Below are 21,424 nucleotides of genomic sequence, written 5' to 3' on the forward strand. Positions count from 1 at the left end.
GCCATGAGGGTCGGCGCGGTCATCATCACCATGGGCAACCGGCCCGAGGAGCTGCGGGCGCTGCTCGACTCCGTCGCCAAGCAGGACGGCGACCGGGTCGAGGTGGTCGTCGTCGGCAACGGCTCGCCCGTCCCGGACGTCCCCGAGGGCGTCCGGACCGTCGAACTGCCCGAGAACCTGGGCATCCCCGGCGGCCGCAACGTCGGCATAGCGGCCTTCGGGCCGGCCGGCCGCGACGTCGACGTACTGCTCTTCCTGGACGACGACGGCCTGCTGGCCCGCCACGACACCGCCGAGCTGTGCCGCGAGGCCTTCGCCGCCGACCCGAAGCTCGGCATCATCAGCTTCCGCATCGCCGACCCCGACACCGGCGAGACCCAGCGCCGGCACGTGCCCCGGCTGCGCGCCTCCGACCCGATGCGCTCCTCCCGGGTCACCACCTTCCTCGGCGGCGCCAACGCCGTGCGCACCCGGGTCTTCGCCGACGCCGGCGTCCTCCCGGACGAGTTCTTCTACGCCCACGAGGAGACCGACCTGGCCTGGCGGGCCCTCGACGCCGGCTGGATGATCGACTACCGGTCCGACATGGTGCTCTACCACCCGACGACCGCGCCCTCGCGGCACGCGGTGTACCACCGCATGGTCGCCCGCAACCGGGTCTGGCTGGCCCGGCGCAACCTGCCCGCGCTCCTGATCCCGGTCTACCTCGGGGTCTGGCTGCTGCTCACGCTGCTGCGCCGGCCCTCGGGCCCGGCCCTCAAGGCCTGGTTCGGCGGCTTCAAGGAGGGGTGGAGCAGCCCCTGCGGACCGAGGCGCCCGATGCGCTGGCGTACGGTGTGGCGGCTGACCCGGCTGGGCCGGCCCCCGGTGATCTGACAAGCTCGACCGTACGGCCCCGCCCCCCGCGGCCGGGCCGGCCGCCCGCGAAGACCAACGTGCACGACGTACTCGGAGACGAAAGCTTCCACCCGTGAGTGAGACAACGCATGACGCCGGAGTCGCGGTGACCGCGGCCCCGTCGCCCGACGAAGGGCTGACGGCGGCCGAGCTCGCCGGCAAGTACGGACTCGCCGTGAGCGGCGCCCGGCCCTCGCTCGCCGAGTACGTCCGCCAGCTCTGGGGGCGCCGCCACTTCATCCTCGCCTTCTCCCAGGCGAAGCTGACCGCCCAGTACAGCCAGGCCAAGCTGGGCCAGATCTGGCAGGTGGCGACCCCGCTGCTGAACGCGGCGGTCTACTACTTCATCTTCGGCGTCATCCTGCACGCGAGCCGGGGCATGTCCCAGGACGTGTACATCCCGTTCCTGGTCACGGGCGTGTTCGTGTTCACCTTCACGCAGAGCTCGGTCATGTCCGGCGTCCGCGCGATCTCCGGCAACCTGGGCCTGGTGCGCGCCCTGCACTTCCCGCGCGCCTCGCTGCCCGTCTCCTTCTCGCTGCAGCAGCTCCAGCAGCTGCTGTTCTCGATGGTCGTGATGTTCCTCGTGACGATCGGGTTCGGCAGCTACCCGGGCCTGTCCTGGCTGCTGATCGTCCCGGCGCTGGTGCTGCAGTTCCTGTTCAACACCGGTCTCGCGCTGATCGTCGCCCGCCTGGGCGCCAAGACCCCCGACCTCGCCCAGCTCATGCCGTTCGTGCTGCGCACCTGGATGTACGCCTCCGGCGTCATGTTCTCCATCAGCAAGATGATGGAGGGCCGCTCCGAGTGGGTGGTCCGGCTGCTCCAGGTCAACCCGGCCGCCGTCTACATGGACCTGATGCGCTTCGCGCTGATCGACGGGTACGACGCCTCGAACCTGCCGCCCCACGTCTGGGCCATCGCCCTGTTCTGGGCCGTGGTCGTCTTCGCCGGCGGTTTCGTGTACTTCTGGAAGGCGGAGGAGAGGTACGGCCGTGGCTGAGACCAACCCCCAGGACATCCCGGACCCGCGCCCGACCGTCATCGCGGACGAGCTGCACATCGTCTACCGGGTCAACGGCACCAGGACCGGCAAGGGCAGCGCCACCGCCGCGCTCAGCCGCATGCTCAGGCGCGGTTCCGACGACGCGGCGCGCGGCGTGCGCAAGGTGCACGCGGTGCGCGGAGTCTCCTTCGTCGCCCGCCGCGGCGAGGCCATCGGCCTGATCGGATCCAACGGCTCCGGCAAGTCCACGCTGCTGCGCGCCATCGCCGGGCTCCTCCCGGCCGAGAGCGGCAAGGTCTACACCGACGGCCAGCCCTCGCTGCTCGGCGTCAACGCGGCGCTGATGAACGACCTCACCGGTGAGCGCAACGTCATCCTCGGCGGGCTCGCGATGGGCATGTCCCGCGAGCAGGTCAAGGAGCGCTACCAGGAGATCGTCGACTTCTCCGGGATCAACGAGAAGGGCGACTTCATCACCCTTCCGATGCGGACGTACTCCTCCGGCATGGCGGCCCGGCTGCGCTTCTCCATCGCCGCCGCCAAGGACCACGACGTCCTCATGATCGACGAGGCGCTGGCCACCGGTGACCGCAACTTCCAGAAGCGCTCCGAGGCGCGCATTCGCGAGCTGCGCAAGGAGGCCGGCACGGTCTTCCTGGTCAGCCACAACAACAAGTCGATCCGCGACACCTGCAACCGCGTCCTGTGGCTGGAGCGCGGCGAGCTGCGCATGGACGGGCCCACCGAAGAGGTCCTCAAGGAGTACGAGAAGTTCACGGGCAAGTGACCCGCTTTCGGCCAGGGCCCCGCAGGATCTCTCCTGCGGGGCCCCGCGTCTGCAAAGGAAGCGTCAACTCGCGCTCCGCGCAGGAATCTTGACACCGATCGGTGTGTTGTTGTCATCCGGCGGACACCCCGCCGGTCCAAGCTGCGTTCTACAACGTAAGCTGTACCGGTCCCCGAAAGCGGCAAGTGGGGCCATAATGCGCGACACCCTCCGCCGGGCCGCTCCACGGAGGGCCAGGCGGCGTGTCCGAAATAGTGTGTATCGGATCGGCAGTGTAGAACGGGAGATGTGACGGCAATGGCTACGGAAACTCCCCAGCTCAACGCAGCATGTGCCGTCCACGTCCCGGGCAGCCCGTGGTGACGGCAGCCGGCCCGGCGCAGGACCTGGAGCGCGCCACCCTGGACAAGGCCGCGAGCGAGAACTTCCCCGTGGCCCCCTTCTTCCTGCCCCGGGCCTGGCGCGACGATCTCATGGCCGTGTACGGCTTCGCCCGCCTGGTGGACGACATCGGCGACGGCGACCTCGCCCCCGGTGGCGCCGACGCCCGCGCCCTCGGGGTGCCGCCCGCCGCGGCCGGGGACCGGCTCGCCCTCCTCGACGCCTTCGAGGCCGACCTGCGCCGGGTCTTCGACGGCACCCCGCGCCATCCGCTGCTGCGCCGCCTGCAGCCCACGGCCCGCCGCCGCTGCCTCACCCCGGAGCCGTTCCTGGGCCTGATCGCCGCCAACCGCCAGGACCAGCTCGTGCGGCGCTACGAGACCTACGACGACCTCCTCGCCTACTGCGAGCTGTCCGCGAACCCCGTCGGCCGCCTCGTCCTCGCCGTCACCGGCACCGCGACCCCGGAGCGGATCCGGCTGTCCGACGCGATCTGCACCGCGCTGCAGATCGTCGAGCACCTCCAGGACGTCGCCGAGGACCTCGGCCGGGACCGGATCTACCTGCCGGCCGAGGACATGAAACGTTTCCACGTCCAGGAAGCCGACCTCGCCGCGAAAACCGCGAGCGCTTCGGTGCGCGCCCTGGTTGCATACGAGGCACAACGCGCCCGCGATCTGCTGAATGAAGGCGCCCCCCTGGTGGGTAGCGTCCACGGCAGGTTGAGGCTGCTGCTCGCGGGGTTCGTGGCGGGGGGAAGGGCGGCGGTCCGGGCGGTCGCCGCCGCCGAACACGACGTACTTCCCGGCCCGCCCAGGCCCGGCAAGCTGCAGTTGCTGCGTGAGGCGGGCGCGACTCTGCGAGGAGAGGGGTGATCCGGACCGTGGAGTCTGTGCCGCACGTGTCCGCACCGGTACTCGCCGCCTACGGCTACTGCGAGGCCGTCACCGGGCACCAGGCCCGCAACTTCGCCTACGGCATCCGGCTGCTGCCGACGCCCAAGCGGCGTGCCATGTCCGCGCTCTACGCGTTCTCCCGGCGCGTCGACGACATCGGCGACGGCGGTCTGCCGGGCGAGGTGAAGGTCGCGCGGCTCGAGGACACCCGGGCCCTGCTCACCCGGATCCGCGCCGGAGAGATCGAGGAGGACCACACCGACCCGGTGGCGGTGGCGCTCGCCCATGCCGCGCGCGCCTTCCCGATCCCGCTGGGCGGCCTGGACGAGCTGATCGACGGCGTCCAGATGGACGTGCGCGGGGAGACCTACGAGACCTGGGACGACCTGAAGGCCTACTGCCGCTGCGTGGCCGGCGCCATCGGCCGCCTCTCGCTCGGCGTGTTCGGCACGGAGCCGGGCGCGCGCGGCTGCGAACGCGCCCCCGAGTACGCCGACACGCTGGGCCTCGCGCTCCAGCTCACCAACATCCTCCGGGACGTCCGCGAGGACGCCCAGGGCGGGCGCACCTATCTGCCCGCCGACGACCTGGCCAAGTTCGGCTGCTCGGCCGGCTTCGACGGGCCCACTCCACCGCAGGGCTCCGACTTCGCCGGCCTCGTGCACTTCGAAGTGCGACGGGCCCGCGCCCTGTTCGCCGAGGGCTACCGGCTGCTCCCCATGCTCGACCGGCGCAGCGGCGCCTGCGTGGCCGCCATGGCCGGCATCTACCGCCGGCTGCTGGACCGCATCGAGCGCGACCCCGAGGCCGTGCTGCGCGGCCGGGTCTCGCTGCCCGGACGCGAGAAGGCCTACGTCGCCGTGCGCGGCCTGTCCGGCCTCGACGCCCGGCACGTCTCCCGGCAGACCGTCAGGAGGCGCGCCTGATGGGCCCCGCGGAACCGTCCGGCTCCGGCCGCCCGGCGCGGCGGGCAACCCCGCGCCACGGCGTGGCGTCCCTGACTGCGACGGCCGAACGTGCACCGTTCATCCAGCACGCCCGGCACGCACGGAAGGACGCAGGATGAGCCACGGCTCCCGCGCCGCACAGGCGCACGCCGGTGCGCCGGCGCCGGGCGCCCCGGGGCGGCGCACCGCCGTCGTGGTCGGCGGCGGTCTCGCCGGCATCACCGCGGCGCTCGCGCTGGCCGACGCGGGCGTCGGCGTCACGCTCCTCGAAGGCAGACCCAGGCTGGGCGGCCTCGCCTTCTCCTTCCGGCGCGGCGACCTGACCGTCGACAACGGCCAGCACGTGTACCTGCGCTGCTGCACCGCCTACCGCTGGTTCCTCGACCGGATCGAGGGCACGGCGCTGGCACCGCTGCAGGACCGCCTGGACGTGCCCGTCGTCGACGTCGCCAGGCCCGAGGGCAGACGGCTCGGCCGGCTGCGGCGCGACCCGCTGCCCGTCCCCCTCCACCTGGGGCGCAGCCTGGCCACCTACCCGCACCTCTCGCTCGCCGAGCGCGCCGCCGTCGGGCGTGCCGCGCTCGCGCTCAAGGGGCTCGACCCCGCCGATCCGGCCCTGGACGACCAGGACTTCGGCGGCTGGCTGGCCGCGCACGGCCAGTCGGCGCGCGCCATCGAGGCCCTGTGGGACCTGGTCGGCGTCGCCACCCTCAACGCGGTCGCGGGCGACGCCTCACTGGGGCTCGCCGCGATGGTGTTCAAGACCGGTCTGCTGTCCGACCCGGGCGCCGCCGACATCGGCTGGGCGAGCGTCCCGCTGGGCGAACTGCACGACCGGCTGGCCCGCAAGGCGCTCGACTCCGCGGGCGTCCGTACCGAGGTCCGTACACGCGTCACCTCCGTCTCCCACAACGGGAACGGAGGCTGGAGCGTTCAGGTTCCCGGCGAGACGCTCCGGGCGGACGCGGTCGTCCTCGCCGTACCCCAGCGCGAGACGCACGGCCTGCTGCCGCCCGGCGCCCTCGACGCCCCCGGGCGGCTGCTCGAGATCGGCACCGCGCCCATCCTCAACGTGCACGTCGTCTACGACCGCCCGGTGCTCGCCCGGCCCTTCCTGGCCGCGCTCGGCACCCGCGTGCAGTGGGTCTTCGACCGCACCGACGCCTCCGGGCTGCGCGAGGGCCAGTACCTCGCGGTGTCCCAGTCGGCCGCGCAGGACGACATCGACGAACCGGTCTCCGTGCTGCGCGAGCGCTACCTGCCCGAGCTCGAACGGCTGATCCCCGGTACGCGCGGCGCCGTGGTGAAGGACTTCTTCGTGACCCGGGAGCGCACGGCGACGTTCGCCCCCACCCCCGGCGTCGGCCGGCTGCGGCCCGGCGCCCGCACCAAGGCCCCCGGCCTGTACCTGGCCGGAGCGTGGACCGCCACCGGGTGGCCCGCGACCATGGAGAGTGCGGTCCGCAGCGGCGTGAGCGCGGCCGACGCAGCGCTCGGCGCCCTGGGCCGGCCCCGCCCCGCCCGCCTCTTCGGGTTCGAGGAGGCGGCCTGATGACCCGGCGAAACGCGGCGGGGCCCCGCACCCCCGGTAGAGCAACAACAGGAGAGACTGTGCCCACTGTGCCCCCTGCCTCGACGGCCGATCCGAGGCCCGCGGTGGACGTGACCGCGCTGCTGGAGCGCGGCCGCACCCTGGCCACCCCGGTCCTGCGCGCGGCCGTCGACCGCCTGGCGCCGCCCATGGACACCGTCGCCGCCTACCACTTCGGCTGGATCGACGCCGCGGGCAACCCGGCCGACGGGGACGGCGGCAAGGCCGTCCGCCCGGCCCTCGCCGTGCTCTCCGCCGAGGTCACCGGCGCCGCCCCCGAGGTGGGCGTGCCCGGCGCGGTGGCCGTCGAACTCGTCCACAACTTCTCGCTGCTGCACGACGACCTGATGGACGGCGACGAGCAGCGCAGGCACCGCGACACCGTCTGGAAGGTGCACGGCCCCGCCCAGGCCATCCTGGTCGGCGACGCCCTGTTCGCGCTCGGCAACGAGGTCCTGCTGGAACTCGGCACCGTCGAGGCCGGCCGCGCCACCCGCCGGCTGACCACCGCCACCCGCGCCCTGATCGACGGTCAGGCCCAGGACATCTCCTACGAGCACCGCGACCGCGTCAGCGTCGAGGAGTGCCTGGAGATGGAGGGCAACAAGACCGGCGCGCTGCTCGCCTGCGCCTCCTCGATCGGCGCGGTGCTCGGCGGCGCGGACGACGCCACCGCCGACGCGCTGGAGCGCTACGGCTACCACCTCGGCCTCGCCTTCCAGGCCGTCGACGACCTCCTCGGCATCTGGGGCGACCCGGAGGCCACCGGCAAGCAGACCTGGAGCGACCTGCGCCAGCGCAAGAAGTCCCTGCCGGTGGTGGCCGCGCTCGCGGCGGGCGGCGACGCCTCCGGGCGGCTCGGCGAGATCCTCGCCGCCGACGCCAAGAGCAGCGACTTCGAGAACTTCTCCGAGGAGGAGTTCGCGGCCCGGGCCGCCCTCATCGAGGAGGCCGGCGGCCGCGAGTGGACGGCCGGGGAGGCGCGCAGGCAGCACGCGATCGCCGTCGAGGCCCTGGACGCCGTCGACATGCCCGACCGGGTGCGGGCCGCCTTCACGGCGCTCGCCGATTTCGTCGTCGTACGGAAGAGATGATCACTATCGGTCGAATAGCCCTCGCGTAGTCGCCGGCCGGTGTCGCGGATGACGGCACCGGCCGACGGCGGACCCACAGCAGCACGACTCGCACGACTGCACGAAGGGGAAGCCATGACAGCGACGACCGACGGAAGCACCGGAGCGACCCTGCCGCCCCGCGCTGCCGCGGCCAGCGAAACAGACGTCACCACCCCCGCGGCGGCCGGGGTACCAGAAGCCGCCCGAAGCGCCGCGCGGCGCGCCACCGACTTCCTGCTCGCGCGGCAGGACGCCCAGGGCTGGTGGAAGGGCGACCTCGAGACGAACGTCACGATGGACGCCGAGGACCTGCTGCTCCGCCAGTTTCTCGGCATCCTGGACGAGGAGACGACCCGGGCCGCCGCCCTGTTCGTCCGCGGCGAGCAGCGCCCGGACGGCACCTGGGCCACCTTCTACGGCGGCCCCGGCGAACTGTCCACCACCATCGAGGCGTACGTCGCGCTGCGCCTGGCCGGCGACGCCCCCGACGCCCCGCACATGGCGAAGGCCTCCGCCTGGGTCCGCGAGCAGGGCGGCATCGCAGCCTCCCGGGTCTTCACCCGCATCTGGCTCGCCCTGTTCGGCTGGTGGAAGTGGGAGGACCTGCCCGAACTCCCGCCGGAGCTGATCTACTTCCCGCGCTGGATGCCGCTCAACATCTACGACTTCGGATGCTGGGCCCGGCAGACCATCGTCCCGCTGACCATCGTCTCGGCCAAGCGCCCGGTCCGCCCGGCCCCCTTCCCGCTGGACGAGCTGCACACCGACCCCGCCGACCCCAACCCGGTCAGGCCCCTCGCTCCGGTGGCGAGCTGGGACGGCGCCTTCCAGCGCCTGGACAAGGCGCTGCACCGGCTTCGCAAGGTGGTCCCGCGCCGGCTGCGCAGGGCCGCGATGAACTCCGCCGCCCGCTGGATCATCGAACGGCAGGAGAACGACGGCTGCTGGGGCGGCATCCAGCCCCCGGCCGTGTACTCGGTCATCGCGCTGCGGCTGCTCGGCTACGACCTCCAGCACCCGGTGATGCGCGAGGGCCTCGCCTCGCTGGACCGCTTCGCCGTGTGGCGCGAGGACGGCGCCCGGATGATCGAGGCCTGCCAGTCCCCGGTGTGGGACACCTGCCTCGCCACCATCGCGCTCGTCGACGCGGGCCTGCCCGTCGACCACCCACAACTGGTCAGGGCGGCCGACTGGATGCTCGGCGAGGAGATCGTCCGGCCCGGCGACTGGGCCGTCAAGCGGCCCCAACTGCCGCCCGGCGGATGGGCGTTCGAGTTCCACAACGACAACTACCCGGACATCGACGACACCGCCGAGGTCGCCCTCGCGCTGCGCCGGGTCCGCCACCACGACCCCGAGCGGGTGGACCACGCCATCGGCCGGGCGGTGCGCTGGAACCTGGGGATGCAGTCGAGGAACGGCGCGTGGGGCGCCTTCGACGCCGACAACACCAGCCCGTTCCCCAACCGGCTGCCGTTCTGCGACTTCGGCGAGGTCATCGACCCGCCGTCCGCGGACGTCACCGCGCACGTGGTGGAGATGCTGGCCGCCGAGGGACTGGCCCACGACCCGCGCACCCGGCGCGGCATCGACTGGCTGCTCGCCGAACAGGAGGCGGACGGCTCCTGGTTCGGGCGCTGGGGCGTCAACTACCTCTACGGCACCGGCTCCGTGGTGCCCGCGCTCACCGCGGCCGGCCTGCCCGGCTCGCACCCCGCGATCCGGCGGGCGGTGGCCTGGCTGGAGCGGGTGCAGAACGACGACGGCGGCTGGGGCGAGGACCTGCGCTCCTACAAGCACGTCAAGGAGTGGAGCGGCCGCGGCGCCTCCACCGCCTCGCAGACCGCCTGGGCGCTGATGGCGCTGCTCGCGGCGGGGGAGCGGGACTCGCAGGCCGTGGAGCGCGGCGTCCAGTGGCTGGCCGCCACCCAGCGGGAGGACGGCTCCTGGGACGAGCCGTACTTCACCGGCACCGGCTTCCCCTGGGACTTCTCCATCAACTACCACCTGTACCGGCAGGTGTTCCCGCTCACCGCGCTCGGCCGCTACCTGCACGGCGACCCCTTCGAGCGGCCGCCGCTCGCCCGGGCCAGGAGGCCCCGCTCCGACGGCAGGAAGCCGCTGCCCGAGGCCACGGTGAGCTGAGGTGAGCACCCGGCCCGCCGCGTCCGCGCTGCTGATCGCCTGCGCGCTCGGCATCGAGCACCTCGCCCTGCGCACCGGGGACCGGGGCGGGGCGAGCGGGCCGGTCACCTTCGTCCGTACCGGCATGGGCGCCCGGGCGGCGGAACGGTCCGTCACCCGGCACCTGTCCGAACCGGCGCTCACCGCCGCGGCCGTCCTGGCCACCGGCTTCTGCGCCGGACTCGTCCCCGGCATGCACCCCGGCGACCTGGTCGTCGCCGAGGAGACCCGGGACCCGCGCGGGACCGTCCCGTGCGTGGGCACCGAACCGCTCGTCAGGGAACTCGCCCGGGTCCTGCCCGGGCGCACCGTCCACACCGGGCCGCTCATCGGCTCCGACCACGTCGTCCGGGGCCCGGAGCGGGCCGCGCTGGGCGCGACCGGCGCGATCGCGGTCGACATGGAGTCCGCGGCCACCCTGCTGAGCGCCGTGCGCGCCGGTGGGCGTCCGGTTGCGGCCGTACGGGTGGTGGTGGACGCTCCTGAACACGAACTCGTCCGGATCGGCACGGTACGCGGTGGTATATCGGCCTTCCGCGTGCTCCGCTCCGTTCTTCCCGCATTTTATGAATGGCACCGTTCTTTGTCGCTCCCCCGGAGGTGAGCCAGATGGCCATGCCGTTGCGTCAGTCCATCAAGGTCGCTACATACCTGGCCGAACAGAAGATCCGCAGGCGGGACAAGTTTCCGCTCATCGTCGAGCTGGAACCGCTCTTCGCCTGCAACCTCAAGTGCGAGGGCTGCGGCAAGATCCAGCACCCGGCCGGTGTGCTCAAGCAGCGCATGCCGGTCGCCCAGGCCGTGGGCGCGGTGCTCGAGTCCGGTGCGCCGATGGTGTCCATCGCCGGCGGCGAACCGCTGATGCACCCGCAGATCGACGAGATCGTGCGCCAGCTCGTGGCAAGGCGGAAGTACGTCTTCCTCTGCACCAACGCGATGCTGCTGCGCAAGAAGATGGACAAGTTCACGCCCTCGCCCTACTTCGCCTTCGCGGTCCACATCGACGGGCTGCGGGAGCGGCACGACGAGTCGGTCGCGAAGGAGGGCGTGTTCGACGAGGCGGTGGCGGCCATCAAGGAGGCCAAGCGGCGCGGCTTCCGGGTGACCACCAACTCCACCTTCTTCAACACCGACACCCCGCAGACGATCGTCGAGGTGCTCAACTTCCTCAACGACGACCTGGAGGTGGACGAGATGATGATCTCGCCCGCCTACGCCTACGAGAAGGCGCCCGACCAGGAGCACTTCCTGGGCGTGGACCAGACCCGCGAGCTGTTCCGGAAGGCGTTCGCCGGCGGCAACCGCCGCAAGTGGCGGCTCAACCACTCGCCGCTCTTCCTGGACTTCCTGGAGGGCAAGGTCGACTTCCCGTGCACGGCCTGGGCGATCCCGAACTACTCGCTCTTCGGCTGGCAGCGCCCCTGCTACCTGATGAGCGACGGCTACGTCCCGACGTACCGCGAGCTCATCGAGGAGACCGACTGGGACAAGTACGGCCGCGGCAAGGACCCGCGGTGCGCCAACTGCATGGCGCACTGCGGCTACGAGCCCACCGCCGTCCTCGCCACCATGGGCTCCCTGAAGGAGTCGCTGCGGGCCATGCGCGAGACCGTCTCCGGAAACCGTGAGTGACGCCGTGACCGCCGTCCCCCTGGGCGTCCCCGAGGTACCGGCCCGCCCGGTCGCGCCGCGGCGTCTGTCGCGGCGGATCCACGTCGGGCCGGTCGCGGTCGGGGGCGGAGCCCCGGTCTCGGTGCAGTCGATGACGACGACCCGCACGTCGGACATCGGCGCCACCCTGCAGCAGATCGCCGAGCTGACCGCGTCCGGCTGCCAGATCGTCCGTGTCGCCTGTCCCACGCAGGACGACGCGGACGCCCTCGCGACCATCGCCCGCAAGTCGCAGATCCCGGTCATCGCGGACATCCACTTCCAGCCCAAGTACGTCTTCGCCGCCATCGAGGCCGGCTGCGCCGCCGTCCGCGTCAACCCCGGCAACATCAAGCAGTTCGACGACAAGGTCAAGGAGATCGCGCGGGCCGCCAAGGACCACGGCACCCCGATCCGGATCGGCGTCAACGCGGGCTCCCTGGACCGGCGGCTGCTGCAGAAGTACGGCAAGGCGACCCCGGAGGCGCTGGTCGAGTCCGCGCTGTGGGAGGCGTCCCTCTTCGAGGAGCACGACTTCCGCGAGATCAAGATCTCGGTCAAGCACAACGACCCGGTCGTCATGATCGAGGCCTACCGCCAACTCGCCGAGGCCTGCGACTACCCGCTCCACCTCGGCGTGACCGAGGCCGGCCCCGCCTTCCAGGGCACCATCAAGTCGGCCGTCGCCTTCGGCGCCCTGCTCTCCCAGGGCATCGGCGACACCATCCGCGTCTCCCTCTCGGCCCCGCCCGCCGAGGAGGTCAAGGTCGGCATCCAGATCCTGGAGTCGCTGGGGCTGCGGCAGCGGCGGCTGGAGATCGTCTCCTGCCCGTCCTGCGGCCGTGCCCAGGTCGACGTGTACAAGCTGGCGGAGGAGGTCACCGCGGGACTGGACGGCATGGAGGTGCCGCTCAGGGTCGCGGTGATGGGGTGCGTGGTCAACGGTCCGGGCGAGGCCCGCGAGGCGGACCTGGGCGTCGCCTCCGGCAACGGCAAGGGCCAGATCTTCGTCAAGGGCGAGGTCATCAAGACCGTTCCCGAGTCGAAGATCGTGGAGACCCTCATCGAGGAGGCCATGAAGCTCGCCGAGGGGACGAGCGCCGCGGACGGGTTGAGTTGAGGCAAGGCACGGCACGGACCGAGAGGGGGCCCAGCGTGACGATCCTGGAGACCATCCGGCGACCACGCGACCTGAAAGCGCTGTCCGAGGCGGAACTCGGCAAACTGTCCGAGGAGATACGCGAGTTCCTGGTTCACGCGGTGGCCAGGACCGGTGGTCACCTCGGGCCCAACCTGGGGGTGGTGGAACTCTCCATCGCGCTCCACCGGGTCTTCGAGTCGCCGGTCGACCGCATCCTGTGGGACACCGGCCACCAGAGCTACGTGCACAAGCTGCTGACGGGACGTCAGGACTTCTCCAAGCTGCGCGGCAAGGGCGGCCTGTCCGGCTACCCCTCCCGCGAGGAGTCCGAGCACGACGTCATCGAGAACAGCCATGCCTCCACCGCGCTGGGCTGGGCCGACGGCCTCGCCAAGGCCAACCAGGTGCTGGGGGAGCGGGGCCACGTGGTCGCCGTCATCGGCGACGGCGCGCTGACCGGCGGCATGGCCTGGGAGGCGCTGAACAACATCGCGGCCGCCAGGGACCGGCCACTGATCGTCGTCGTCAACGACAACGAGCGCTCCTACGCCCCGACCATCGGGGGCCTCGCCAACCACCTGGCCACCCTGCGCACCACCGACGGGTACGAGAAGGCCCTCGCGTGGGGCAAGGAGGTGCTGCTGCGCACCCCGGTGGTGGGCAACACGATCTACGAGTCCCTGCACGGCGCGAAGAAGGGCTTCAAGGACGCCTTCGCCCCGCAGGGCATGTTCGAGGACCTGGGTCTGAAGTACGTCGGCCCGATCGACGGGCACGACATAGGTGCCGTCGAGTCGGCGCTGCGCCGTGCCAAACGCTTCCACGGACCGGTCGTGGTCCACTGCCTCACGGAGAAGGGCCGCGGCTACGAACCCGCCCTCGCCCACGAGGAGGACCGCTTCCACACCGTCGGCGTGATGGACCCGCTCACCTGCGCGCCGCTCTCCCCGGCCGGCGGGCCGTCCTGGACCTCGGTGTTCGGCGACGAGATCGTGCGCATCGGCGAGGAACGCGAGGACGTCGTCGCGATCACGGCGGCCATGCTGCACCCGGTGGGCCTCGGTCCCTTCGCCGAGCGGTTCCCCGACCGGGTGTGGGACGTCGGCATCGCCGAGCAGCACGCGGCGGTCTCGGCGGCCGGGCTCGCGACCGGCGGACTCCACCCCGTCGTCGCCGTCTACGCCACCTTCCTCAACCGCGCCTTCGACCAGCTGCTGATGGACGTGGCCCTGCACCGCTGCGGGGTCACCTTCGTGCTGGACCGGGCCGGCGTCACCGGAGTGGACGGGGCTTCCCACAACGGCATGTGGGACATGTCCGTCCTCCAGGTCGTGCCCGGGCTGCGGATCGCCGCCCCGCGCGACGCCGGGCAGCTGCGCGCCCAACTGCGCGAGGCCGTCGCCGTGGACGACGCGCCCACCCTGGTCCGCTTCCCCAAGGAGTCGGCCGGCCCGGACGTACCGGCCGTCGGCCAGGTGGGCGGCATGGACGTCCTGCACCGCGACGAGCACCCCGAGGTGCTGCTGGTGGCGGTCGGCGTGATGGCGCCCGTGTGCCTCCAGGCGGCCGAACTGCTCGCCGCCCGGGGCGTGGGCTGCACGGTGGTGGACCCCCGCTGGGTCAAACCCGTCGACCCCGCCCTGCCGGGCCTCGCCGCCGGACACCGCCTGGTCGCCGTCGTGGAGGACAACAGCCGTGCGGCCGGAGTCGGTTCGGCCGTGGCCCTCGCTCTCGGCGACGCGGACGTGGACGTGCCGGTACGGCGGTTCGGCATCCCGGAGCAGTTCCTCGCGCACGCCAAACGCGGCGAGGTGCTGGCCGACATCGGCCTCACGCCCGTGGAGATCGCCGGGCGCGTCAGCGCGAGCCTGGGCGCTGCCGCGAACGTCCCCGCCAGGCGGACGACTGGACTTCCGCAACAGGGCCCGGCCGTCGCGTCCGTCGACGGCGCAGCCAAGGAGAGTGAATGAGCACGGAGTTCGACCTCGGCGCCCTCCTCGCCGAGCGCGGAGCCGAACGCTACGAGCTGCACACCAAGCACCTCAACCCGCAGCTCCCGCGCATGCTGCACACCATCGGCTTCGACCGCGTCTACGAACGGGCCGAGGGCGCCCACTTCTTCGACGCGGACGGCACCGACTACCTGGACATGCTCGCCGGGTTCGGCGTGATGGGCCTCGGCCGCCACCACCCGGTCGTCCGCAAGGCACTGCACGAGGTCCTGGACCTGGGCCTCGCCGACCTCACCCGTTTCGACTGCCAGCCGCTGCCGGGCCTGCTCGCCGAGCGGCTGCTGGCCCACAGCCCGCACCTGGACCGGGTGTTCTTCGGCAACAGCGGAACGGAGGCGGTGGAGACCGCCCTGAAGTTCGCCCGGTACGCCACCGGCAGGCCCAGGGTCCTGTACTGCGACCACGCCTTCCACGGCCTGACCACCGGCTCCCTGTCGGTCAACGGCGAGGACGGCTTCCGCGACGGCTTCGCCCCGCTGCTGCCCGACACCGCCGTACCCCTCGGCGACCTCGACGCCCTCGCCCGGGAGCTGAAAAAGGGCGACGTGGCCGCCCTGATCGTCGAGCCCATCCAGGGCAAGGGCGTGCACGAGGCGCCGCCCGGCTATCTGCGCGCGGCCCAGGAACTGCTGCACCGGCACAAGGCGCTGCTGATCGTCGACGAGGTGCAGACCGGCCTCGGCCGCACCGGCGACTTCTACGCCTACCAGCACGAGGAGGGCGTGGAGCCCGACCTGGTGTGCGTGGCCAAGGCGCTGTCCGGCGGCTACGTGCCGGTCGGCGCCACCCTGGGCAAGGAGTGGATCTTCAAGAAGGTCTACTCGTCCATGGACCGCGTCCTGGTCCACTCGGCCAGCTTCGGCGCCAATGCCCAGGCCATGGCCGCCGGGCTCGCCGTGCTCTCGGTGATGGAGAACGAGCAGATCGTCGCCGGGGTGCGCACGACCGGTGAGCTGCTGAGGTCACGGCTCACCGCGCTGATCGACCGCTACGAGCTGCTCGCGGACGTGCGCGGCCGGGGCCTGATGATCGGCATCGAGTTCGGGCGGCCCTCCTCGCTGAAGCTGCGCGGCCGCTGGACCATGCTGCAGGCCGCCCGCAAGGGCCTGTTCGCGCAGATGGTGGTCGTCCCGCTGCTGCAGCGCCACCACATCCTCACGCAGGTCTCCGGCGACCACCTCGAGGTGATCAAGCTCATCCCGCCGCTGATCATCGACGAGGGCGACGTGGACCGGTTCGTCACCGCCTTCACCGCCGTCATGGACGACGCGCACAGCGGCGGCGGCCTCATGTGGGACTTCGGGAAGACGCTGATCAGGCAGGCGGTGGGCAACCGATAGAGACGCACGCCGAACGGATTTGCCTCTGAGGCAAGAAATTTGCCGCAGAGGCAAATCTGCGGCTCAATGGAGGCATGAACGCCTCAGAAGTCCCGCCGCCGGCGGGCGCGGGCGGCGACCTGCCCGCCGTGGCGCCGCAGCTGCGCGAGCTGCGGCGGCGCGCCGGCCTCACCCTGGAGGCGGCGGCCCGCTCCGCCGGGCTCTCGCCCGCCCACCTCTCCCGGCTGGAGACCGGCGGGCGCCAGCCCTCGCTGCCGATGCTGCTCGCGCTCGCCCGTACCTACGGTACGACCGTCTCCGAACTGCTGGGCGAGCGGGTCGCCGACCGGGACGCCATCGTGCGCGCCGCCGACATGGAGCCCACCCGGGCCGGCGGCTGGACCTACTACCAGGCCGGCGCTTCCGGACGGGGCATGCAGGCGCTGCGCGTCCGGGTGCCCCACGGCGCCCAGGACGACATCGTGCGCGTCCATCCCGGCGAGGAGTGGCTGCACGTCCTCAAGGGGCGTCTCAGACTGCGCCTCGGCGACACCGCGCATCTGCTGGCCCCCGGCGACAGCGCGCACTTCGACTCCCTCACCCCGCACCGTCTGGCCGCCGAGGACCAGGACGGCGTGGAGCTGCTGTTCGTCCACACCCTGCTGCAGAGCCCCACGGCCGCGCTGTGCCTGGGCCCCTCGACTGGAGAACTGCCATGAGCGACTTCGAGGAGAAGTTCCCCCGATCCCTGTGGATCCGGCTGATCATCTACATCGCCGTGGGCCACCTGTTCGCCGCGTTCCTCTACCTGCTGTTCGCGGTGGGCGCCAAGAGCTGACGGAGGTCAGTCGAGCAGGCGCTCCCGCAGCCGCTCACGCGTCCTCTCGGTGAGCCCCAGGCCCTGCTCGAAGTAGGCCTCGACCCCGCCCCACGTCGCGTCGATGCTCGCGAACGCCGCCTGCAGGTACTCCTCCCGAGCGTCGAACAGCGGGCTGAGCAGCTCCATCACCTCAGGGGTGTAGGCGGTGTCGGGGCTGCCGTTGCGGCGCACCTTGTAGCGGCGGTGCTTGGCGTTGGACTCCAGGTAGTCGGCCACGATCGCGTCCCGCTCCACGCCCACCGCGAGCAGGGTGACCGCTACCGAGATGCCCGCCCGGTCCTTGCCGGCGGCGCAGTGCATCAGCGCGGGGACGCTGTCCTCGGCCAGCGAGTGCAGCACCCGGGAGTGCTCGGCGGTGCGCTCGGTGACGATCGTCCGGTACGAGGCGACCATCCGGGCGGCGGCCTTGCCGTCCGCGAGGATGTCGCGCAACTGGTCGAGGTCGCCGTCGCGGACCATCTTCCAGAACTCGGCGCCGTCCGCCGGGTCGCTCAGCGGCAGGTTGACGTTCCGCACGCCCGGCAGGTCGACGTCCGGGCCCTCCAGCCTGTGGTCGGCCGCGTTGCGGAAGTCGAACACCGTGCGCAGGCCCAGGGAGCCGAGGTAGGCGGCGTCCTCCTCCGTCGCGTGCGCGAGGTGGCCGCTGCGGAACAGCACCCCCCGGCGCACCCGCCGGCCGTCCACGGTCGGCATTCCGCCCACGTCGCGGAAGTTGCGCACGCCGGCCAGCTCGGGCTCGGTCGACGGGACCTGCTGCGTCACGGGGGCTCCTCCCGGTCGGACCCCGCCGGCTCGGTTCGCCGGCGGGCGCTGCGACGACGATACGACACCGTCACCTCGGGCAACGAGTTGTCCACAGGCGTTGCCAGCCGAGCGCACGGGCCCCGATGATGTGCGCACCTGAGCGGATCTGTTGGCACCTGTGAGGTCTCGATGGTGGACATCGCCGAGAACGGTCGCACCTGGCTCCTGACCGGGCCCACCAGCGGCTACGCGCTGCACCTGACGGAGGCGGACGAACTGCTCCACCTCCACTGGGGCCCGCGCATCGCGCTCGCCGACGCCGAGGCCCTGGCCCGGAGCCCGCTGCCCGGCTACCGGCCCTTCGAGTCCCCGCTCGACGGCCGCGAGGAGTACCCCGTCGAGGGCGGCCCCCGCTTCGTCCGTCCCGCCCTGTCCGTGCGCACCGGCGAGCGGCGCGGCACCGAGTGGCACTTCGTGTCCTACGAGGTGGCGGACGGCCCGGAAGGCGGCGCCGAGGGCGCGGAGCTGCGGCTGCGCTTCGACGACGACGGACTGGCGATCACCCTGCACCACCGGATGCGCGGCGACGTCGTGGAGCGCTGGGTCACCCTGGACAACCGCGGGCACGCGCGCGTGGAACTGCTGCGCGCCGACGCCGCCACCTGGACCCTGCCCGACCGCGACGGCTGGCGGCTGTCCCAGCTCCACGGCCGCTGGGCCGCCGAGTCCCTGCTCACCCGCGCGCCGCTCACCCACGGCGAGAAGGTCATCGGCAGCCGCCGCGGCCACACCGGCCACCAGCACCTGCCCTGGGTCGCCCTCGACACCGACGCCACCGAGGAGCGCGGCGAGGTCTACGGCTGCGCGCTCGGCTGGTCGGGCTCCTGGCGGATCGCGGTCGCGCAACTCCCGGACGCGCGCGTGCAGATCACCGGCGGCGCCGGCCACGACGACTCGGGCCTGCTGCTCCTGGAGCCGGGGGAGTCGTACACCACCCCCGTCTTCGCGGGCCTGTGGAGCGACGGCGGCTTCGGCGGGGCCAGCCGGACCTGGCACGCCTACCAGCGCGCGCACGTGATCCCGGACGCCGGGCGGGACCGGCCGGTGCTGTTCAACTCCTGGGAGGCGACGTTCTTCGACATCTCCGAGGAGCAGCAGGCGGCGCTCGCCCGGCGGGCGGCCGGCATCGGCGTCGAGCTGTTCGTCGTCGACGACGGCTGGTTCGGCGCCCGCACCAGCGACCGGGCGGGCCTCGGTGACTGGGCCCCGAACCCGGACCGCTTCCCGCACGGCCTCAAGCCCCTGGCCGACCAGGTGCACGGCCTCGGCATGAGGTTCGGCGTCTGGGTCGAGCCGGAGATGGTCAACCCGGACAGCGACCTGTACCGCGCCCACCCCGACTGGGTCCAGTACCAGCCGGGCCGCAGGCGGACCGAACTGCGCAACCAGCTCGTCCTCAACCTCGCCCGCGAGGACGTCCAGGAGTACCTGTGGGAGCGGCTGGACGGCCTGCTGTCCGGCGCCCCGATCGACTACGTGAAGTGGGACTTCAACCGCTGCTTCACCGACGCCGGGTGGCCGGGGGAGCCGTACCCGCAGCGCCTTTGGGTCGACCACGTCCGCGCGCTGTACGCCCTGCTGGACCGGTTGCGCGCCGCCCACCCCGGGGTCGCCTTCGAGTCCTGCTCGGGCGGCGGCGGGCGGATCGACCTCGGGGTGCTGAGCCGCACGGACCAGGTGTGGACCTCCGACAACACCGACCCGCTCGACCGGCTCGCCATCCAGCACGGTTTCAGCCAGATCCATCCCGCGCGCGTGATGGCGGCCTGGGTCACCGACAGTCCCAACACCCAGCTCAACGGCAGGTCGAGTTCATTGCGCTTCCGGTTCGTCAGCGCCATGGCGGGCGTGCTCGGGGTCGGGGGCGACCTCACCGAGTGGACCGACGGTGAGCTGGCCGAGGCCCGTGAGTGGGTGGCCCTCTACAAAGAGATCCGGCCGCTCGTCCAGCGCGGCGACCTGTACCGGCTGCGGCCCCCGGCGGGAGGCCTGAGCGCCGTCCAGTACCTGCTGGGGGACGAGACGGTGGTCCTGGCCTGCCTCCAGGCGCAGAGCTACGGCGAGCCGGTACCGCGCGTGCGGCTGCGCGGACTAGACCCGGCGGCGTCGTACGAATGCCGTGAAACGGGCGAAGTGCACCGAGGTGCCGTGCTGCTGCACCACGGGGTGCGGACCGGCCTGCGCGGCGACCTGGACGCGACGGTCATCCGCCTGCGCCGCATATGATCCTTCTGACCAGGTTCGATTCTTCACTCCAACTTGTCCTGAGATGAGGGGACCTGGTGGGGGAGCGTGTGAGCAGCGTCATAGGCGTGACCGTCCGCTGTTCATCATGTCCACCTGATCCCCATGAGCGGCCGGGGACTTGAGGAAGCCGCGCGGCCCGGAATGCACACACGGTGACCGCGAATCCCCCTTTTCGATCTTCTGGTGCCCGAAAGCCGGGAATCGGCCGCTTGTCTCCCTGTCACCAGCTCGCTTACGTTCACCACCGATCCGGACGGAACGCCGAATCCTGCCGCCGCCCGGAACCCCACACATGACCCGTGATCGGCAGGAGCGGGGGACCCACCAGGCACGACCGCCTGTCCCGGTCTCCGCGACAGGCTCGGGGTGCAGCCGCGCATCGCGCGGCAGGGCAACTCCAGCCCGAACCCGACAGCTCACCCCGCAGGCGCCGGAGAGGAATGCGCCATGCCCGCGAAGGGTAAGCACCGCCGTCCCAGGACCCGGCGTTTCACCCGGTCCATCGCCGTCGCCGGAACCGGCGGCGCCGCCCTGGCCCTGCCCCTGCTGGGGGCCGCCGGAGCGCACGCCGCCACCGCCCAGCCCGTCACCGGGGCGGCCGTGCGGCCGGTGAAGACCGTGCAGAGCACGGCGGCCGTCCAACGGGACGCCGGTGCCCGCACCTACACGGTGAAGTCCGGCGACTGCCTCGCGCGGATCGCCGACGAGCAGCGTGTGAGCGGCGGCTGGCAGCGGCTCTACGCGGACAACCGGCAGGCCGTCGGCGAGGATCCGGCGCTGATCCACCCGGGTCTGAAGCTGTCGCTCGGCAAGAAGGCCGCAGCCCCGGCCCGCACCGGGACCTCCGCCTCCTCCGACACCGCCTCCTCCGACACCGCCACCTCGAACGCCGCATCCTCGGACACCGCGCGGTCCGCGCGGCCGTCGGACGCCCGGGCGGTGGCCCCGGCGAAGGCCGCCCCGGCCACCCAGGCGTCCCCCGCGGCCCGGACGGCCGAGGCCGTGCCGGCCGCCGCCCCGGCCGGCGGCTACACCCTGCCGGTCACGGTCCCCACCGTCGGCACCGGCTACCACGTGGCGGGCAGCATGTGGTCCAGCGGCTACCACACCGGCGTCGACTTCGTCGTCCCCACCGGCACCTCCCTCAAGGCCGTCGGGGCCGGCACCGTCGTCTCCGCCGGCTGGGGCGGCGCGTACGGCAACCAGGTCGTCGTCAAGCTGAACGACGGCTACTACGCCCAGTACGCCCACCTCTCCCGGCTCTCGGTGTCGGCCGGTCAGACGGTGACCGCCGGTCAGCAGGTCGGCCTGTCCGGCGCGACCGGCAACGTGACCGGACCGCACCTGCACTTCGAGATCCGCACCACGCCGGACTACGGCTCGGACGTGGACCCGGTCGCCTACCTGCGCTCGCACGGCGTCGCCCTCTAGTCGCTCCCGTCAGGGGCGCGCGACGCACCACCACCCGCCCGACACGCCTCCGAAGGCCGGACCCCCGATCCCCGGGTCCGGCCTCCGGTGTGCCCGGACGGTCCGCGTAGCGGCTCTATTCCTGGGTTGGCAAATT

The 21,424-nt window shown here is 72.3% G+C and carries 19 protein-coding genes and 1 riboswitch; of the genes, 18 read left to right on the forward strand and 1 reads right to left on the reverse strand.

The genetic code is table 11. From position 1 onward, the window contains the following. Positions 1-3: 3 nt before the first annotated feature. The 16 genes from ACFQ9Z_RS09915 (at position 4) to ACFQ9Z_RS09990 (ending at position 16,764) form a co-directional block, all read left to right on the forward strand. Positions 4-876, forward strand: a complete 873-nt coding sequence (locus ACFQ9Z_RS09915; RefSeq protein ID WP_383013647.1) for a glycosyltransferase family 2 protein — start codon at positions 4-6, stop codon at positions 874-876. A 94-nt stretch (positions 877-970) separates the two neighbouring features. Further along, positions 971-1,900 carry an ABC transporter permease gene (locus ACFQ9Z_RS09920; RefSeq protein ID WP_383013650.1) on the forward strand — a complete coding sequence of 310 codons (930 nt, stop codon included), beginning with the start codon at positions 971-973 and terminating at the stop codon, positions 1,898-1,900. Further along, entirely contained in the window at positions 1,893-2,690 is a 798-nt protein-coding gene (locus tag ACFQ9Z_RS09925) for an ABC transporter ATP-binding protein (protein ID WP_383013653.1), read from the forward strand. Before ACFQ9Z_RS09920 ends, ACFQ9Z_RS09925 begins: the two co-directional genes overlap by 8 nt. Before the next feature lie 329 nt (positions 2,691-3,019). Next, on the forward strand, positions 3,020-3,946 hold the full coding sequence (gene hpnC / locus ACFQ9Z_RS09930; protein WP_383013656.1) for a squalene synthase HpnC: 927 nt from the start codon (positions 3,020-3,022) through the stop codon (positions 3,944-3,946). Continuing rightward, positions 3,943-4,893 (forward strand): presqualene diphosphate synthase HpnD, encoded by a 951-nt coding sequence (hpnD, locus tag ACFQ9Z_RS09935; RefSeq protein WP_383013659.1) that lies wholly within the window; start codon positions 3,943-3,945, stop codon positions 4,891-4,893. Before hpnC ends, hpnD begins: the two co-directional genes overlap by 4 nt. Further along, the gene (locus ACFQ9Z_RS09940; protein WP_383013662.1) at positions 4,893-5,033 is read left to right on the forward strand and encodes a DUF6380 family protein; all 141 of its coding nucleotides are present in this window, start codon (positions 4,893-4,895) and stop codon (positions 5,031-5,033) included. The genes hpnD and ACFQ9Z_RS09940 overlap by 1 nt, the downstream gene beginning before the upstream one ends. Then, entirely contained in the window at positions 5,030-6,466 is a 1,437-nt protein-coding gene (hpnE, locus tag ACFQ9Z_RS09945) for a hydroxysqualene dehydroxylase HpnE (protein WP_383013665.1), read from the forward strand. The genes ACFQ9Z_RS09940 and hpnE overlap by 4 nt, the downstream gene beginning before the upstream one ends. Beyond that, a complete protein-coding gene (locus ACFQ9Z_RS09950) occupies positions 6,466-7,599 on the forward strand; it encodes a polyprenyl synthetase family protein (RefSeq protein ID WP_383013668.1) in 1,134 nt (377 codons plus the stop codon). Before hpnE ends, ACFQ9Z_RS09950 begins: the two co-directional genes overlap by 1 nt. Before the next feature lie 114 nt (positions 7,600-7,713). Further along, positions 7,714-9,765, forward strand: coding sequence for a squalene--hopene cyclase (gene shc, locus ACFQ9Z_RS09955; protein WP_383013671.1), 2,052 nt, complete (start codon positions 7,714-7,716; stop codon positions 9,763-9,765). 1 nt (position 9,766) lies between these two features. Next, complete coding sequence (locus ACFQ9Z_RS09960; RefSeq protein ID WP_383013674.1) at positions 9,767-10,408, forward strand: 1-hydroxy-2-methyl-2-butenyl 4-diphosphate reductase; 642 nt, start codon at positions 9,767-9,769, stop codon at positions 10,406-10,408. 5 nt (positions 10,409-10,413) lie between these two features. Continuing rightward, positions 10,414-11,436: an adenosyl-hopene transferase HpnH gene (hpnH, locus tag ACFQ9Z_RS09965; protein WP_383013677.1), complete on the forward strand. Its 1,023-nt coding sequence runs from the start codon at positions 10,414-10,416 to the stop codon at positions 11,434-11,436. Between the two features lie 4 nt (positions 11,437-11,440). Beyond that, positions 11,441-12,574, forward strand: a complete 1,134-nt coding sequence (gene ispG, locus ACFQ9Z_RS09970) for a flavodoxin-dependent (E)-4-hydroxy-3-methylbut-2-enyl-diphosphate synthase (RefSeq protein WP_383013680.1) — start codon at positions 11,441-11,443, stop codon at positions 12,572-12,574. A 35-nt stretch (positions 12,575-12,609) separates the two neighbouring features. Continuing rightward, on the forward strand, positions 12,610-14,565 hold the full coding sequence (gene dxs, locus ACFQ9Z_RS09975; RefSeq protein WP_383013683.1) for a 1-deoxy-D-xylulose-5-phosphate synthase: 1,956 nt from the start codon (positions 12,610-12,612) through the stop codon (positions 14,563-14,565). Further along, positions 14,562-15,947 carry an aspartate aminotransferase family protein gene (locus ACFQ9Z_RS09980; protein ID WP_383013686.1) on the forward strand — a complete coding sequence of 462 codons (1,386 nt, stop codon included), beginning with the start codon at positions 14,562-14,564 and terminating at the stop codon, positions 15,945-15,947. Before dxs ends, ACFQ9Z_RS09980 begins: the two co-directional genes overlap by 4 nt. A 74-nt stretch (positions 15,948-16,021) precedes the next feature. Beyond that, positions 16,022-16,645 carry a helix-turn-helix domain-containing protein gene (locus tag ACFQ9Z_RS09985; RefSeq protein WP_383013689.1) on the forward strand — a complete coding sequence of 208 codons (624 nt, stop codon included), beginning with the start codon at positions 16,022-16,024 and terminating at the stop codon, positions 16,643-16,645. Beyond that, positions 16,642-16,764: a DUF6126 family protein gene (locus ACFQ9Z_RS09990; protein ID WP_190019420.1), complete on the forward strand. Its 123-nt coding sequence runs from the start codon at positions 16,642-16,644 to the stop codon at positions 16,762-16,764. The genes ACFQ9Z_RS09985 and ACFQ9Z_RS09990 overlap by 4 nt, the downstream gene beginning before the upstream one ends. 6 nt (positions 16,765-16,770) lie before the next feature. Here the strand turns inward: ACFQ9Z_RS09990 and ACFQ9Z_RS09995 are convergent, their stop codons facing one another. Continuing rightward, on the reverse strand, positions 16,771-17,568 hold the full coding sequence (locus ACFQ9Z_RS09995) for a tyrosine-protein phosphatase (RefSeq protein ID WP_383013693.1): 798 nt from the start codon (positions 17,566-17,568) through the stop codon (positions 16,771-16,773). Positions 17,569-17,739: 171 nt separating this feature from the next. On the opposite strand from ACFQ9Z_RS09995, the gene ACFQ9Z_RS10000 reads away from it, so the two are divergent. Together ACFQ9Z_RS10000 and ACFQ9Z_RS10005 are read left to right on the forward strand one after the other, a co-directional pair. Continuing rightward, entirely contained in the window at positions 17,740-19,836 is a 2,097-nt protein-coding gene (locus ACFQ9Z_RS10000; protein WP_383013696.1) for an alpha-galactosidase, read from the forward strand. A 270-nt stretch (positions 19,837-20,106) separates the two neighbouring features. Then, positions 20,107-20,300, forward strand: a riboswitch (cyclic di-AMP (ydaO/yuaA leader). Positions 20,301-20,304: 4 nt separating this feature from the next. Further along, positions 20,305-21,288, forward strand: a complete 984-nt coding sequence (locus ACFQ9Z_RS10005) for a peptidoglycan DD-metalloendopeptidase family protein (protein WP_383013699.1) — start codon at positions 20,305-20,307, stop codon at positions 21,286-21,288. Positions 21,289-21,424: the final 136 nt, after the last annotated feature.

Origin of the sequence: Streptomyces sp. NPDC056580 (genome assembly GCF_042793175.1) — a bacterium.
Taxonomy (GTDB): Bacteria; Actinomycetota; Actinomycetes; order Streptomycetales; family Streptomycetaceae; genus Streptomyces.